General features: G+C 59.4%; 8 protein-coding genes. 4 read left to right on the top strand and 4 right to left on the bottom strand.

Annotation, left to right across the window (positions count from 1 at the left end; genetic code table 11):
• Positions 1 to 35: 35 nt before the first annotated feature.
• The 3 genes from F2P67_RS25790 to F2P67_RS25800 form a co-directional block, all read right to left on the bottom strand.
• Entirely contained in the window at positions 36 to 5,174 is a 5,139-nt protein-coding gene (locus F2P67_RS25790) for an NEL-type E3 ubiquitin ligase domain-containing protein (RefSeq protein ID WP_166225552.1), read from the bottom strand.
• 105 nt (positions 5,175 to 5,279) lie between these two features.
• Complete coding sequence (locus tag F2P67_RS25795) at positions 5,280 to 8,387, bottom strand: transglycosylase domain-containing protein (RefSeq protein WP_166225555.1); 3,108 nt, start codon at positions 8,385 to 8,387, stop codon at positions 5,280 to 5,282.
• Positions 8,388 to 8,647: 260 nt separating this feature from the next.
• Positions 8,648 to 9,106 (bottom strand): REP-associated tyrosine transposase, encoded by a 459-nt coding sequence (locus tag F2P67_RS25800; protein ID WP_166225560.1) that lies wholly within the window; start codon positions 9,104 to 9,106, stop codon positions 8,648 to 8,650.
• Between the two features lie 606 nt (positions 9,107 to 9,712).
• Here F2P67_RS25800 and F2P67_RS25805 point away from each other — a divergent pair.
• The 4 genes from F2P67_RS25805 (at position 9,713) to F2P67_RS25820 (ending at position 14,934) form a co-directional block, all read left to right on the top strand.
• A complete protein-coding gene (locus tag F2P67_RS25805; protein ID WP_166225563.1) occupies positions 9,713 to 11,134 on the top strand; it encodes an amino acid permease in 1,422 nt (473 codons plus the stop codon).
• 147 nt (positions 11,135 to 11,281) lie between these two features.
• Entirely contained in the window at positions 11,282 to 12,787 is a 1,506-nt protein-coding gene (locus F2P67_RS25810; RefSeq protein WP_166225566.1) for a glucosyltransferase domain-containing protein, read from the top strand.
• A gap of 141 nt (positions 12,788 to 12,928) precedes the next feature.
• Positions 12,929 to 13,270: a GtrA family protein gene (locus F2P67_RS25815; protein WP_246226559.1), complete on the top strand. Its 342-nt coding sequence runs from the start codon at positions 12,929 to 12,931 to the stop codon at positions 13,268 to 13,270.
• Positions 13,267 to 14,934 (top strand): glycosyltransferase family 39 protein, encoded by a 1,668-nt coding sequence (locus tag F2P67_RS25820; RefSeq protein WP_166225572.1) that lies wholly within the window; start codon positions 13,267 to 13,269, stop codon positions 14,932 to 14,934. Before F2P67_RS25815 ends, F2P67_RS25820 begins: the two co-directional genes overlap by 4 nt.
• Here the strand turns inward: F2P67_RS25820 and F2P67_RS25825 are convergent.
• Positions 14,843 to 16,462, bottom strand: a complete 1,620-nt coding sequence (locus F2P67_RS25825; RefSeq protein WP_166225575.1) for an FMN-binding glutamate synthase family protein — start codon at positions 16,460 to 16,462, stop codon at positions 14,843 to 14,845. The genes F2P67_RS25820 and F2P67_RS25825 overlap by 92 nt on opposite strands.
• Between the last annotated feature and the right edge of the window lie 12 nt (positions 16,463 to 16,474).

Genomic DNA, 16,474 nt, shown 5'->3' on the forward strand with positions numbered 1-16,474 from the left:
TTCTGTCTCGGCGGGCGTTCACATCGCTCATGCATTCACAGACCGTTTTTCTTCAGGGCATCACGGGTTTGCTGACGGCTGAGTTCTTTCTCCTGATCGCCGAAGTCGGTGATCAGACGTTCATACACGGCGTCCTCCATGGGGCGTCCGGTCAGCACTTGCTCCTGCGGCACGCCCAACTGACTCGCGAGTGTTCTCAAGCGGGAGCGTGCCTCGATCTTGTGCACACTCGCCAACGTTGACGGGGGCGCCAGTTCGGCCATTGCATCGCGCAGATCCTCCAGCTGCGAAGCCTTGAGTTCGAACCGGGATCTGTTGGCGTAGTACTCATCGGCATGCGCTTCGCGCAGGTAGTCCGTCCAGAACGGCTGTTCAAGCATGCCGTTGACCAGTCCGTCGCTGATCTCCATGGCCATCACGGTTTCAAAAGCCTGATCCAGTTGCCATTGCTCGACCCCGGCCGTGAGGCGGTAGCGCATGTTTTTCGATTGCCAAGGCAAGTCCAGACGTTCGGAAAGACCTGTCTGATAGGCCAAGTACACCTCGACGACATCGGGGTTGCCGCCGCGGCTCATGACATCGGCGCGGGCGATTTCATTGACCCGGTCGAGGCGCGCCGCGCCTTTGGCCAGGCTTGCCAGTTTGCGTTCAAGTGGCTCGGCCGAGGTCGAGCTCAAACGAGCCTCGGCCGCCAACACCTTGATGCCCATCTGGTTGAACACCTGAGCGCCGGCATCCTCACATCTGACCGGGGACACGGCCATGTCGAACAGTTCTTCGCGCAAGCCAGTGTCGATATCCATCGCGTGGATCATGCGCCAGACCCGTTCACCCAGTTGTTCGCGTCCCGCCCCGCCATTGCGGTAATCGGCGGAGCCTCTGAGCCCGTCGATAATCTGGAAGAATCGTCGCGAATTCGGCTCCGACCCCAGATCCGGCCAGGCTTCCGGGCGGTAAATCCCCAGACCGGGCGAACCGGTGAACCAGGATCCGGTGCGCACCGGCCAGCGATTGAGCAGGTCGGTGGCTGCCTGCGAATAGACATGCTGCGGTGTCAGCCCGACCGAAACACGGTAGCTCTCATAACGCGTGCGATTGAAGTCGGAGAACTCGACGGCCAGCAATCTCGTCCGCGCAATGATGAAGGCTTGATCGGAACCCGGTACCACCTCCGGGATCAGGTTGATCGGGTTATCCAGCATGTTGAGAAAAAACTGCCTGGGCCGGACCTTGTTGAACAACCCTTCGGGCCAGGTGGTCAGGCCGGTGTTGTTCAACCCCAGAATGCCCAGCCTTGGCATGCGCCCGACGTCCGGCCGCTCCCCGAGCGGGTTGTCATCCAGGCGCAGGGTCTGCATCCGGGTGAGGTTTTTCAAGTGTTCAACGGACTGCGGGGTCAGGCGGATCTGGTTATCGCTCAGGCGCAACGTTTCCAGCAGGTGCATGTGAGCGACACCGTCCGGGAGGGTTTTCAGCTCACAGCCACGGGCACTGAGCTGGCGCAGGTGGCGAAAATCCTTCAGCAGCCCGTCGCTGTTTTCACTGAAGCGCATGTTGTCCAGCGATACGGTGGTGATGCGGTCGAGGTACTTTTTGATGTCCGGAAGTTTTTTCCACCAAAGCTCCAGGTCGTAGCTCATTCGGCGGGAAGACAGGTTAAGGATGTAGCCGCCCTCCAGGCGCATGTTGCGCTCGCCGAATACCATCGAACGGCGCTCGAAACACTCCAGCAGGCGATCGGCAATGTGTTGGCCGCCCTCACGCAGGAAGGCCAGATGGTCGTGGGGTTGTAGCGTGGCGTCCCACTCGACGAGGTATCGATAACGCCACTTGCTGAGGGTCACCCGCAGCTCGTCGAGGTCTTGATTCGCTTGTTCGAGGATGTCCATCGCATTGCCCCGGGCGAGCAGATCCCGCGCGAAGGCATCCACCTCGTTTTCTCTGAAGTGGGGGTACAGCTCCTGAATCTTCTCCTCCACAGTAATGCCGTCCCGGGAGGTGGCCGCACCGCCCAGCAGTGTTTCGGATTGCAGTTGCACAACGGGGCTGACGGGCGGGTCGGCGAGCAAGATCTGGCGAACCTTTGAAGGCTCGGTCTTGGCCATGATCCATTGTTTGAACCGGGTTCCATCATCGCTGGCATAACCCAGATTGCGTCGTTGCTGCGGGGTGAGCGCTTCAAGGATGGCGCGAAAGAGGTCGGCGGGTTCGTGCAACGACTGGCCCTGCTGATCGAAAACGGCGTACTGCCGGTCAGCGCTTTTTACCAACACTTTGACGGTTGCGGCGTCTTGCGCACCGACGCTGCAATTCAACTCGCCGGTAACACTGTCCTGGCGGATTTCGATACGCAGGTCGGCGAGGGCGTCGCTGTGCAGTCGCAATGCATTGAGCGCCAGCCGCTCGGTGTCGGTATTGATCAGCCATTCGTGGTGAAAGCCTTGCCAGGCATGGGTGGTACGCGCTTCACGCTGAAGTTGGCGGGCCTGATTCTTCAAGTGCAGGGGCATGTGCCGATGCTGATTGATCAGGTCCAGCTCGGCTGCGGTGGCGGTAGCGAGCAAGGGTTCGCTGAGGGTCGCCGGCAGATCGGCAACGGCAGCATGCAGCAGCTTTGCCGGCTCGGATTGCACGACCGGATCAGCGGAGTAACGTTGATGGAACAGCGCACGGCGGGATTGTTCAGCCACCGTGGCAATGTGCGCACGTAGCTGTTCGGTGCGAATGGCGACCCCGGTGCCAGCGGGAATGTCGAGCAGGATCGGCGTGTCATTGCCGTCCAGCGTCTGCATGACGGTTTTCAAGGTCAGGCCTTTGCTGATCTGTCCATCAGTAAGCTCAACCACCAGTTTTTTGCCCTGCGCGGTTTTCGCAGCAGCGGATTGCCAGAGGGTATTGCCTCGCTGGTCGATGACGCGCATGGGCACACCGTCGGGCCACAGTCCGTCGGCCTCGATGACCTGCAGTTGGGCGAGTGAGTCGGCGCGGGTGGATGGCTGCAAGTCGCCGCTGCCGAGTCGTTCAATGGCGGTTTGCACATCCTGCGCGATGACGAAACGTTGCACGGTATCGGTCAGCAGCGGCGCAGGTGCGGCATTTTCCCGGTACATGCGGCGCAGTGCTTCGGGCGTCGTGCCGCTGGTTTGTCGGATCTGTTCCAGTTGGCTGTCGCTGAAACGCTCTACTGACGAGCCGAGGCGGCGCATCAAGGTCTGGTTGTCCCAGGTGTGCGGGGTTTCTCCCTCCAGCACATAGCTGCCGGCACCGTTGTGTTTGACCGTCGGAGAGTACGCATCGGGCCGCGATGGATGCGTCATCTTGAGCTCAGCGGTATGCGGATCTTGGGCAACGGCGTACAGATGCTCATCCAGTTTCAGCAGGGTTTTACCGTCGTGTTGATAGAGGCCGTTGGCATCAGAATTGGCCTCCTGCGGCAAAGAACCCTTGTAGCGATAACGCGCCAGATCCGGCTTGTGCAAACGCGTCTTGCCCCCGGGCATGGCCACGGTTTTCAGGCTTTCGATGAATGGGGTCACGGTGAAGTGGAACACTGGCGCGAGCGCGACAGCCGTCGCCAGGTTTTCGATGACATCGGTGATGTGCGCCCATCCGGCCTGCCTGTCACCTTCGCTCAACTCCACCGCGCCTTCGAACACTTCGTAAAGCAACTGCCCGGCGGTGGCGAGCAGCATCAGTTCGCCCAGCCCCGGAACGACCAGCGCGAAAGCGCCCAGTGCGACGAAACCGATATTCAAATAATTGGCCCAACGCTCGGCGCGGGTCTTGGCATCTTCATCGGCGGTAGGCACGGCGAGGACGCGTGCATCGTCGATGATTTTGTCAAGGGCGATATCGTGCAGCAGTGGCCACAGGTCGACGTCCTCCCACAAGCCTTTGCCCTTGAGATTGTGGTCGGTGATGTCGAAATCCGGTGCTTGCTGCGGGTCGAGGCGAATGGCGGTGTCACGCGGTTCGGGCACGTCGACGTGCATGAGCAGACGCTCGCTCAACTTCACCAGTTCATGTCGCCGCCACTTGCTGATCAGCGACTGCGCCGGGCCATCCGTGGCCTGTTTGCTGAAGCGGCGGAAGTAATAAGGGCGATCCCGTTGCGCCACGAAACGGCTGAAGAACAGTTGATACGCCGTTGGTTTGCCGGCGTCCGGGCCGATTGACGAGCCGGCCGGCCGGTCGCTGAGCTGACGCGTCAGCTCCTCGTTGAACTGTTCGAAGGAGGCGTATTTCTTGAGCGGATGCTCGGGGTCGTCGGGGATCCAGGCAATCAGGTAGCCGCCGTGATAGCGATTGCGTTCGCAGGGGATGAATAGCAGGCAGTCGCTCAGGTGCAGACCCATGATGCTCAGGCTGCGCACACGGACCTGTTTGTTGCCGTCCATCACTATGCGTTCGCCATTGACCACTTTCATCAAGTGCTCGAAGTCGGGCGCGTCGATGTCTTTTTTCATCAGCGCCAGATATGCCGCTGTTTTCAACGCCTGCTGGCGGTACTCGGTGGAGTTTTTGCGCAACAGGCTGTCGGCGAGGGCGTTGTTGGCCGGGCGCAGAAAGTCTTTGAGGTAAGTTTGATACTGAGCGCCGACGTCCAGACGCCGACACAGCGTGGTGAATGCTTCGACTGGCACTGACGTGGTGAACCGCTCGAAATGCCCTTGGTGATCGGGTGGCGTGATGAAGCCTGAGCTGGCGTCGTAATAACCCTCTGCGGTTTCCGCGTCTTCAAAGTTGTGCAGCGCCGCTTGCAGCAACGAGAAAGTCTTGACCGTCAGTGCCTCACTTTTCAGGCCGAAAATGCCCAGGCTCTTCGGGGCATACAGGCGCAGCCAGGTCTTGTCGGGATCGAGTTGGCCGTCGAGCTTTTGCAGTTCCGGTAGCAGCAGGTCTTTGGCGAAGTCTTCGATGCTGCGGATCTTGTTGAACAGGGCATCGCGTTCGTTGTGCAGGCGATGCAGGGTGTCGGTGTAACTTTTCAGTTGTGCGCGCTGATCATCGCTGGCCTGCGTGTACCAGTCCGGTAACGTCGGCTTGATTGATTTGAGCGCGGCTCGACGGGAGGCCGAGGCCTTGAGCAAGGCTGGTGGAATGGCATTTTTAACGGTTTGAAAGTGAATGGCCGGCACGTTGGTGGTGACGGCTTCTGGCAGTGATCGGGACATCGGTGGAGTCCTTTTTTGAGAACAAGGACTCCAGCTTGAACCTCGGCGTAACCGCTCAGGTGGTACATAGTTATCGCATGGCTGGCGACGTGTTACCGCACGTGACTAACGGCTGGCCAGGGTTCCCGTGCACTGCGAATCGCTGCCCGGTTGCAGATACGGCATCAGTATTGGCGCCATACCTTTGAGCACTTGCACCGGCAGCGCCGAAGTGAATTTGAAGTTTTCAGCCGAGCGCCCGGGTACGAACGCGGTCAACGTGCCGAAGTGGTGGTCGCCGATGTAGAACACGAACGTTGCGGTGCGGTTGATCGATTTCGAACTGAGAATCCGCCCGCCGGAGCCGATGGCTTCGATGCGGTTGTCACCTGTGCCGGTTTTGCCACCCATGGCCAGAGGCGTGCCATCGGTGAGTTTGAAACTGCCGGACACGCGTTTCGCCGTACCGGCATCGACCACTTGCGACAAGGCCTCGCGCATCGCTCTGGCAACCTCGACCGGCATCACCCGTTTACCGACATTCGGATCGTTGACCAGTTGCGTTTCATACGGCGTGCCGGCAGCAAAGTGCAGGCTGTCGATGCGCAGGGTCGGCATGCGCACGCCGTCGTTGAGGATGGTGCCGATCAGTTCGGCCAGCGCCGCCGGGCGATCACCCGAACTGCCGATGGCGGTCGCCAGCGACGGCACCAGATGGTCGAACGGATAACCGACTTTCTGCCAGCGCTGATGGATTTCAAGAAACGCCTCGATCTCGAGCATGGTGCGAATGCGGCTGTCGCGCGCGCCTTTGTGCTTGCTCTTGAACAGCCAGCTATAGACTTCCTGACGCTCGAACTGACTGGCCTTGACGATGTCCTTGAACGTCGCGTCCGGGTGGTTGAGCAGATAGCCGATCATCCACAGATCCAGCGGGTGCACCTTGGCGATGAAGCCCTGATCGGGCAAGTCATAGGTGCCGGGGCTGTAGGCGTCGTAGAGCCGGATCAGCCGGTCGTCGGTGAGTTTTTCAGTGAGTTTGGCGCCCTTGAGGTGCGAGCGCACGAAGGTATTGAAGTCTTCCTGACTGGCGTTCGGCAGCAGGTAGCGGTGCACGGCGGCCATGCGGATCGGCGTAGGACGCATGCTGTCGAGGAACGTATCGAGTCGCGCCTGAGTGTCTTTGTTTTTGTATTTTTTCCAGAACTTGAGCAGGAACGAGGTGCCTTCGCGGTCGGCGAAATTGGCCAGGTATTCCTGACGGCGTGGGTCGCGGTCATCCTTGAGCAGTTCGGCGCTGCTGTTGGGCCCGGAGTAGGTGGTGTAGCGCACCAGATCGCGCATCAGCCGAATGAACGGCAAGTTGATCGACTCGCGCAGGGCATCGCGCAGGGTCGGCATGCGGCCGTTGTCTTCCTTGCGGAAGTTGTGGAACACGTGCAGCCCGCCACCGGTGAAAAACGCCTCGCCGGGGCTGGCCGAATATTTGCGGTCGAGGGCGGCGCCGAGCATTTTCGACAGATCGCGATCCTTGTTCTGCACCAGATAATCGATGACCCACTGGCTCAGGCGATCCTGATCGGGGACGTCGACTTTTTTCAGTTCGGGGACGCTCATGCCGCCGTACTTGTCGTGCAGCTCGGCGATGATTTGCAGGTACGTGGTCAGCACACGCATCTTCGCCGTCGAGCCCAATTCCAGTTTGCTGCCCTCGTTGATGTCGAACGGCTGATCGGTGCTGTCGGTCTGCACGCGAACTCGCGAGCCGTCCGGGGTCAGTTCGAACAGGGTGAAGCTGTAACGCACCTGGGTGGTGCTGGTCGGCGTCAGCAGGCGTTCGCCGAGCAGGCCGATTTCGGCGGCGTAGGCGGGATCGGCGAGTTTCTTCAGGTACGCGGTGGCCTGGGTTTGCAGTTCGCCTTGCAGGGTGCTGGTCGCTGACAGGTCGAGGCGATCCAGGTCGTACAGCGGCCGGTTGAGCATCGAGGCGAGACGACTGCGGGCGACGCTGATGCCTTTATTGGTTTCGATCGGTTGAATGGTCGGTTGAGTCTGCCAGTCGCGGTAACTGACCTTGCTCGCCAGCGCGGCATCGGCCAGCGCACTGTCGATCACGCCGCTCTGCTTGAGCAGGCGCAAGTGGCTGTCAGTGAGGTCGGCGAGCTCTTCGCGGCCCTTGGTCAGGTAATGCGAAGGGCGACGCTGGGCGATCATCAGCGACAACATTTCGCGCAGGGCCAGGCCTTTGTCGGCCATGGTTTTCGGGTCGGTGGCCGGGCTGTTCAGCTGTTCATTGGCCGTGTTGAAGTCACTGCCGTACCAGACCCGCAAACCTTCAGCCATCCCATGCACTTCGCCATGCCCCGGCACCGCCGACAGCGGCACGCTGTTAAGGTAATCACGGACGATGTTCTGCCGGGCGCCGAGGGTGTCAGGGCCGGGCTGATAGGCGCGCACGCTGGCGGAAATCATCTGGCGAATCTTCTCCGCCCCCGACGTGGTCAAGCCGTCAGGCGAATGGCGGTACTTCTCCAGTTGCGTCGCCAGAGTGCTGCCGCCGGCCGATTGCCCCGGCAAGTGCAGCAATTTCGCCACTTGCGACCACGCGGCCATGCCGAAGCGCGGCCAGTCCACCGCCGGGTTCGCCAATGGTTGCTTTGGATCGAGCAGGAAGCGGTTCTCGATGAACAACAGGCTGTTGACCACCACCGGCGGAATCGAGTCGAAACTCGAATAGAGCTGTTGCGGGTAGTTGTATTTGTACAGCGGCGCGGCGCGGCAATCGGTGATCGACAGCCCGGCCTGAATCTTTTCCGAATAGGGCACGAACAGGCCTTTGTCGGTGTAGCTGAGCAGGGCGGGGGAGAAGCGTGTCTGCTCGGTGACCACGTAATTGCGCTTGAGCAGGCGCGGCAGGAATTCATCGAGAGCGCTGTAGCCCAGACGCAGATCGAACGGCCCGTTGCCCGGATAACGAATCGCCTCGCTGGGGCCCGGCTCCAGCGTATAGGTCAGCGAGGCAGCATAGCGGCTGACTTCACGGGACTGGAAACGCGAGGTGCGCATCTCCTTGGCCGCCGCCAGCCCTACCACGATGGCAATGATCAGCAGCAACAACCAGAAAGCCTTCCACCCATGCCGGTTGCGGCGAGGTTTTTCAGGGACAGGCGCTTCATCCACACGTTCAGTCGGAACCACGGCTTTACTCGAATCGGTTTGCCACAAAGCGCCCATAGTCGATTGATCCATTCACGCAGATTGATCGGACTTGTCTGAAGCTTAGACGGTGGTTGGGGATGGTGAAAAAATTGTGGAGGTGGACTTGAGGCAAATTGTTGTACCGAGTGCACTCCATGTGGCGAGGGGATTTATCCCCGTTGGGCTGCGAAGCGGCCCCGAATCCTGACACCTCGTTCCTCCTGGCAGAACGAATTTGGAGATTTTGCGACTGCTGCGCAGCCGAACGGGGATAAATCCCCTCGCCACAGGTTATTTCAGAGCCAGCACGCATCCCAGAGTGGGTAGTCACCGATTCTGTCTACCAGACCGGCCCGCAAAGGGTTACCCACGATGTAACGCGCGAACGGGAGCAAATCTTCGTTATCACGCAACGCACGGTCGTGATAGCCGCTCTGCCACAGCGGGCCTTGACGTCCGGTCTTCTGATTAACAGCTTGCGTACAGCGCGCCTTTGTTGCGCCAATGGCCTCGCCAAGCGTGCCGCTTTGCAATTGCACCAGCCAGTGGAAGTGGTCAGGCATCACCACCCACGCCATGGACTCTACCCATCCCCGCTCATGGGCCTTGCGAAGTTCTGCCACCAATAATCGGCCTGTCCGCCAATCTGAAAAAACGGGTTGGCGTTCGTGAACAACCGAGGTGATGAAGTAGGCGCGGCCGGGTTCTGAGATTCGGCCTTGGCGCAGACGATGGGAGTTGGGTTGGACGGTCATGCTCGCTTCCTTGCATTGATTGATTGCATCTCAAGGCTAGTGCGAGGTCATCCGAGCCGAATCTGCAAGGACTGAAGGAAATTTCTGAATTGAGTGAAGTACGTGTGGCGAGGGGATTTATCCCCGTTGGGCTGCGAAGCGGCCCCGAATCCTGACACCTCGTTCTTCCTGACAGAACGAATTTGGAGATTTTGCGACTGCTGCGCAGCCGAACGGGGATAAATCCCCTCGCCACAAAGGAATGTCTTCAAGAGTGTTGAGATAGACCGGTCGATGGATCAATTGCACCAAGGCAGGGGCATGACGGTGCACCAATGCTGTGCAATACTCGGCGCCTTTTTCAGTGGCGAATATTCCTACGTCTAGCAGGTAATGCCTCTCCGCAAGACGGGCTTTTGCCGAGAGTTGTCGCTGAATGTTGTGGTTTATAGAGTGAAAAGCCCTGCCCACGGCTTTTTATACTGCACGCCCCGCTGATTTTGCAGGTGTGATCCTGCAAGACGCTTCTGCCCACGAGGCAGAGGCGGTTTCAAGGAAGCCAAGGCTTATCGGCCGACGCTTCGACACTCGGTGGTCATATCCAATAACAAGACGAGGTTGCACCCCATGCCAGTCGGCAATTCCCTGCCTCACGGCGAAACCGCTCAGGGCGGTCCGCTCAAACGCGAACTCGGCGAACGGCATATTCGCCTGATGGCGCTTGGTGCCTGTATCGGCGTCGGTCTGTTTCTCGGTTCGGCCAAGGCCATTGAAATGGCCGGCCCGGCGATCATGCTGTCGTACATTCTTGGCGGTCTGGCGATCCTGGTGATCATGCGCGCCCTCGGCGAAATGGCCGTGCACAACCCGGTGGCCGGCTCGTTCAGCCGTTACGCGCAGGACTATCTCGGCCCGTTGGCGGGCTTCCTCACCGGCTGGAACTACTGGTTCCTGTGGCTGGTGACCTGCGTCGCGGAAATCACCGCCGTCGCCGTGTACATGGGCATCTGGTTCCCCGATGTACCGCGCTGGATCTGGGCGCTCGCGGCGCTGGTCAGCATGGGCTCGATCAACCTGATCGCCGTGAAGGCTTTCGGTGAATTCGAATTCTGGTTCGCCCTGATCAAGATCGTCACCATTATCGCGATGGTGGTCGGTGGTATCGGCATCATCGCGTTCGGTTTCGGCAATGACGGGGTGGCGCTGGGGATCTCCAATCTGTGGGCCCACGGCGGTTTCATGCCCAACGGCGTGACGGGCGTGTTGATGTCCCTGCAAATGGTGATGTTCGCCTACCTCGGCGTCGAAATGATCGGCCTGACTGCCGGCGAAGCGAAGAACCCGCAGAAGACCATTCCTGATGCCATCGGCTCGGTGTTTTGGCGGATTCTGCTGTTCTACGTCGGTGCGCTGTTTGTGATCCTGTCGATTTACCCGTGGAACGAAATCGGCACTCAGGGCAGTCCGTTCGTGATGACCTTCGAGCGTCTGGGCATCAAAACGGCGGCGGGCATCATCAACTTCGTGGTGATCACCGCGGCGCTGTCGTCGTGCAACGGCGGCATCTTCAGTACCGGGCGCATGCTCTACAGCCTGGCGCAGAACGGCCAGGCGCCGGCAGGCTTCGCCAAGACCTCGAACAACGGTGTGCCGCGTCGTGCCCTGTTGCTGTCGATTGGCGCGTTGCTCCTGGGCGTATTGCTCAACTATCTGGTGCCGGAAAAGGTCTTTGTCTGGGTGACCTCGATTGCCACGTTCGGCGCGATCTGGACCTGGGTGATGATCCTGCTGGCGCAACTGAAATTCCGCAAAGGCCTGAGCGCCAGCGAACGGGCCGGCCTCAAATACAAGATGTGGCTGTACCCGGTCAGCTCGTACTTCGCTCTGGCATTCCTGGTGCTGGTGGTTGGTCTGATGGCGTACTTCCCGGACACACGCGTGGCGTTGTATGTCGGGCCGGCGTTCCTGGTGCTGCTGACGGTGCTGTTCTACGTGTTCAAGCTGCAACCGACCAATGCTGCGCAAGGCGCGGTGCGTTCAGCTTCGTAAAATGTGAGCGCTGAAACGACAAAGCCCCGGTCAACTGGTCGGGGCTTTTTCATTTGCGCAAAGCCATTGGTCTGAAAAACCGATACAACAGGCTCGCGCAGACTCAAAGATTTACCCCTCCGCACAGCCGCTTACAGAGGCGCAGCCATGAGGATCAGCGATTATCTCGTGCGTGAACTCGGCCGCCGTCAGGTCGTGCTGTTCTTCCTGCTCGCCACGCTGCTGTACGTCCTGCCGCTGATCCTCGCCGACTTCCGCTACATCGATGACAACTGGCGCGCGCTCGCCGCCGGCAATGCGTGGGCGGGGCAGGGCCGGTTATTCACCGACTGGCTGTATCAGGCGCTGACCTTCACCGCTGCCGCGCCGGACATTTTTCCGCTGCCACTTCTGTTGGCCTGCGTGGCGATGAGTCTGGCCCTGACGCGGCTGACGTTTCACTACTTCGCCGAACCGACACTGGCCTGCTGTCTGGTGCCGTTGCCGCTCTGGTACAACCCGTTTCTTCTGCAAAACCTGTCCTACCAGTACGACGGCCCGGCCATGGCGCTGGGTCTGGTCGCGGTGATTTATGCGATCACGTTCAGCGGCTCATCGCGGGTGCAACGCTGGCTGGTGCCGTCGGTGCTGGTTGCGCTGGCCATCGGTTTGTATCAGATCAGCCTCAATGTGTTTCTAGGTCTGTGCGCCGTCGAGCTGATCCGCTCGGTGCACCGGCAGATGGCGTGGCGAGACATTCTGCGAACGCTCGGCTGGCGCGTTGCCCAACTGTTGTTGGGCGCACTGATATACGCCGTCAGCGCATTGCCGTTCATGGATGTCAGGCGCAGTGAGTTGCTCAACTGGAGTGCCGATCCGCTGCTGCAAATCGGCATCAACATCGGCCGGGTGCTGGAGAAAGTCGCCCTGCTGTTTCATGGCGGATACACCTGGGTTTTCGCCGGACTACTGTTGTGTTCGCTGCCCTTAAGTGTGCGGCTCGGCAGGCAGATTTTCCTGCGCCCGGAATCGCGCGGACAGACCTTGATCCTCAGCCTGATGTGCCTGCTGACTTTGCCGGTATTGGTGCTGCTGGTGCCGGGGATCACCTTGCTGTTTCGCGACTTCAACGAAGGTGCACGCACGCTGATGGGTTTTGGCGTGTTGCTGATGTTTTTGTTCTATCTCGCCCACCTCTGGCTGGCACACAACCACCGTCGCTTGCCGTTGCTGCTGATCATCCCGCTGCTGGCCACGCTGTCATTATCTTTCGCCTGCGGGCGCGTGCTGACGGTGCAGAAAACCTTCGCCAACAACGCGCTCAACAGTTTGAGCCACGACATCGCAGCTCACCGCGAACTGCGTGACGCCAAGCGGATTTATCTGTCGGTGACGTATTCGGATCGATGGCTGGCCGCTGCGGCGGGGTCGTTCGAGCAGCTGCCGGTGTTGCGTTATCTGCTCAACGTCGACTACTTCATGCTCGCCGAAAACCTGCCGTCGGCGGGCATCACCAACGTCGTCGCTGAGCGCGAACGACGCAACGCCTCCCGCGTCGGCTATCAGGGGTTTCCAGCGTTGGTGGACAGCCTCTATTACCGCATCTATCTGATCGGCGACTACGGCTTCATCGTGATGAAAGAGCCGCCCCATGGCCGGTTATTGCAATGGTAACCGTTGGTCGAAAATCATCGCCGACCTGTAATTTCTGACAGTAGACCCCGTCCGCGCCTTGCCCTAGCGTGGAAGCCCCACCCGGTACAGCGACAGCAAGGATTCGCGATGAGGATCTTGTGGAAAGGATTTTCCGCGCAAATGGCAATCGGCGTCGCTGGCACGCTGATTCACTGGCAGATTTTTTTTGTACTCACCAGCGCGATTCAGCTCGACCAGTCAGCCAGCAATTTCGCCGCGTTTTGCATCGCCGCGGCCTTCGCGTTTTACATGAATGCGCTCTACACGTTCGAGACCGGAACGTCGGTGGCGGCGTACCTGATTTTTATCAGTGTGATAGGAGGGCTGAGTTACGGCGTCGGGCTATTTGCTGATGTACGCAACTTGCCGGGCCTGGTGACGGTGACGGTGTTTACTTTGCTGGAAATGTTGCTGGGGTTCGGCTTTTTCCGGTTTGTGCTGTTTCGTGGGCGTCAGACATGAAGAGCTTTGCGAATGTTGCTGCCATCGCCGGGCTACCTTCTCTGGGGATCGAAAGACTGGTTCTGATGGCGGTTGTATCCCTTGCCCTGATCGTGCGGTTCTACGCCATTGATGTACCGAGTATCTGGTATGACGAGGCCTACAGCCTGTTGCTTGCACGTGAAACACCGGCGCGCATCTGGGCGCTGACAGCGCTGGATGTTCATCCGCCGCTTTATTACGTGCTGCTGCATTACTGGGTCATGGTTTGGGGCGACGGCCCATTGCCGGCCCGCGCGATGAGTGCGCTGGCTGATGTCGGGACGTTGCTGCTGAGTATCAAGTTGATGAGCCTGATGGCCACGCGTCGGGCGACCTGGATAGCCGCCTTGCTGTTGGCGTTGCTGCCGATTTCAGTTCGTTACAGCCAGGAAGCACGGATGTATGCCTTGCTTGGGTTCTGGCTGATGGGAGCCACACTGGCGTTGGTGTGTTGGGCCGGAAAGCCGGAACAAACCAGGTTTGCGGCTTTGTATGTGTTGTTGATGACTACAGCGTTTTATACCCACTACTTCGCGGGTTTGTGCGTGTTGGTGCATTGGTTGTTTTGGTGGCAAAGCGCAGTGCAGCGCAACGCAACGAGAATTGCCGGAGAGCAATGGTTAGTCGCGAATGTCGCCATTGTTTTTTTATATTTGCCCTGGATACCTCACCTCTTATCGCAGCTTGCACTCACCGAGGGCTTGGGATGGATCGAGCCTGTGACCTTACAGGGGGCAATGACATTAGTCTGGCAGTTCACCGTAATGGGGGACGGCATCTCCCAACCGAGTCTATGGCATCTGATGCCACTTGCTTTGGTGGTGTTGTGTGCCGCGACAGCCATTATCAATAACGAGGGTGAGCAACGATTCAGGATTCTGCTGGTGAGCTATTTCTTTATCCCGCTGGTTGTCGTTTTCCTGATCTCGTTGTTTCTACCGTTGTTTGTACCCCGATATCTGGTTTTTACCGCGCCAGCTCTGGCGATGATTACCGCGCTCGCTTTGGACATTTGGTGGACGCGTCGTTTTTTGTTGGTGAGTGCGGCATTGCTGCTTTTGATCTTTGCGCAATTGCGTGGGCTGAGTGCGGTGTATTGGCAAACCGATGGATTGAATGGAACCGAGAGACGCAGAGACGTCCAGTTCTCTCAGTTGATGGCGCAACTGAATCAAAAAGTTCGCTCAGGAGACGAAATCGTAGTGGCCAACCCTTTTTGGTACCCGACATTTGCTTATTTCAACGTCACTGGCATCGTTCCCAGGTTTGAGATTCGCTCATCGATGGATGGCTTCTTGAAACTCACCCGTCGCGGCGCCTTGAGCTTGATCCAGGATCCAGTAACGAATACCTATTTCGATGGCGTAACGATTCTGGATTGTCGTAGCCAGAGGATCTGGTGGATCACCGACGCCGATTTACAGGCTGACAGGCCACTTTTCGCCAAGGGCCGCACGCCCTCGTTTACGATTCACGGCACAGTTATATCAGCGTACATGTTTGCTCCAGATCCTTTGTCGACATCTATTGAAGGCAGTACGCAGCGAGGGCTTACGCCGCCGCCACATCCTGCGGCTCAAAACTGTCCGCCCGTGCCATCTGCCACATCCGAGAATAGAACTCGCCATTCACTTCGCCGGTGAGCAATTCGCCCGGTTTGAGGAACACGTGCAACTGCGAGAACAGTTTGATCTCGGTCGCCGACATGCGCCGTACCAGATGCTTGGCCGACAGTTGCGATGGATGCTCAAGACCAGCAGCCGCGAGCATTTCGGCCAGCGCTTTCAGCGTGTTGCGGTGGAAGTTGTAGACTCGCTGCGCCTTGTCCGGGACAACCAGGGCGCGTTGGCGCAAGGCGTCCTGCGTGGCGACGCCGGTCGGGCATTTGTTGGTGTGGCACGACTGCGACTGGATGCAGCCGATGGCGAACATGAAACCGCGCGCCGAGTTGGCCCAGTCGGCGCCGATGGCCAGCACGCTGGCGATGTCGAAGGCGCTGACGATCTTGCCGCTGGCGCCGAGTTTGATCTTGTCGCGCAGGTTCAGGCCGACCAGCGTGTTGTGCACGAACAGCAAGCCTTCGCGCATCGGCACGCCAATGTGATCGGTGAACTCCACCGGCGCTGCGCCGGTGCCACCTTCCTTGCCGTCGACGACGATGAAGTCCGGGAGGATGCCGGTTTCCAGCATGGCCTTGGCGATGCCCATGAACTCCCACGGATGACCGAGGCAGAACTTGAAGCCCACTGGTTTGCCGCCGGACAGTTCGCGCAGTTGCTGGATGAAATGCATCATTTCGATCGGCGTGGAAAACGCGCTGTGGCGGGATGGCGAGATACAGTCCTCACCCATCAGGATGCCGCGCGTGTCGGCGATTTCCTGGGTGACTTTGTGCTTGGGCAGAATCCCGCCATGGCCGGGTTTGGCGCCCTGGCTCATCTTGATTTCGATCATGCGTACTTGCGGGTTCTGTGCCTGCGTGGCGAAGCGTTCCGGGTCGAAACGGCCATCGCTGGTGCGGCAGCCGAAGTAACCGCTGCCCAGCTCCCAGGTCAGGTCGCCGCCGTGTTCGCGGTGATACGGGCTGATGCTGCCCTCGCCGGTGTCGTGGGCGAAGTTGCCGAGTTTCGCGCCCTGGTTCAGCGCGCGAATGGCGTTGGCGCTGAGTGAGCCGAAACTCATCGCCGAGATGTTGAACACCGACGCCGAGTACGGCTGCGTGCACTGTGGGCCGCCGACGGTGACGCGGAAACTGCTCGGGTCGCTCAACGGCGCCGGGCGCATCGAGTGGCCGATGAATTCGAAACCCGATTGATAGACATCGATCAATGTGCCGAACGGTTTGTCGGCGCTTTCATTTTTTGCCCGTGAATAGACCAGCGAGCGCTGGGCGCGGGAGAAGGGCAGGGCGTCGCTGTCGGACTCCAGCAAGTATTGGCGGATTTCCGGGCGGATGCCTTCGACCAGATAACGGATGTTGCCGAGGATCGGATAATTGCGTCGCACCGCGTGCGGACTCTGCAGCAGGTCGAACAGGCCGATCAGGCTCAGCACCCCGGTGACGGCGGTGATCGGCCACAGCCAGTCATGTTCGAGAAAAGGCAGGCTGGCGAGGGTGAAAATCACGCAGACGGCAAAGAAGGCGTAGCGGCTCAGGAGTGACAGGCTCATACGGTTTCCTTG

The organism is Pseudomonas atagonensis (assembly GCF_011369485.1).
Lineage (GTDB): Bacteria > Pseudomonadota > Gammaproteobacteria > Pseudomonadales > Pseudomonadaceae > Aquipseudomonas > Aquipseudomonas atagonensis.

Bases quoted from the DNA above. Each gene is read 5' to 3' on its own strand.
- F2P67_RS25790 (WP_166225552.1), bottom strand. From the start codon at position 5,174: ATGTCCCGATCACTGCCAGAAGCCGTCACCACCAACGTGCCGGCCATT.
- F2P67_RS25795 (WP_166225555.1), bottom strand. From the start codon at position 8,387: ATGGGCGCTTTGTGGCAAACCGATTCGAGTAAAGCCGTGGTTCCGACT.
- F2P67_RS25800 (WP_166225560.1), bottom strand. From the start codon at position 9,106: ATGACCGTCCAACCCAACTCCCATCGTCTGCGCCAAGGCCGAATCTCA.
- F2P67_RS25805 (WP_166225563.1), top strand. From the start codon at position 9,713: ATGCCAGTCGGCAATTCCCTGCCTCACGGCGAAACCGCTCAGGGCGGT.
- F2P67_RS25810 (WP_166225566.1), top strand. From the start codon at position 11,282: ATGAGGATCAGCGATTATCTCGTGCGTGAACTCGGCCGCCGTCAGGTC.
- F2P67_RS25815 (WP_246226559.1), top strand. From the start codon at position 12,929: ATGGCAATCGGCGTCGCTGGCACGCTGATTCACTGGCAGATTTTTTTT.
- F2P67_RS25820 (WP_166225572.1), top strand. From the start codon at position 13,267: ATGAAGAGCTTTGCGAATGTTGCTGCCATCGCCGGGCTACCTTCTCTG.
- F2P67_RS25825 (WP_166225575.1), bottom strand. From the start codon at position 16,462: ATGAGCCTGTCACTCCTGAGCCGCTACGCCTTCTTTGCCGTCTGCGTG.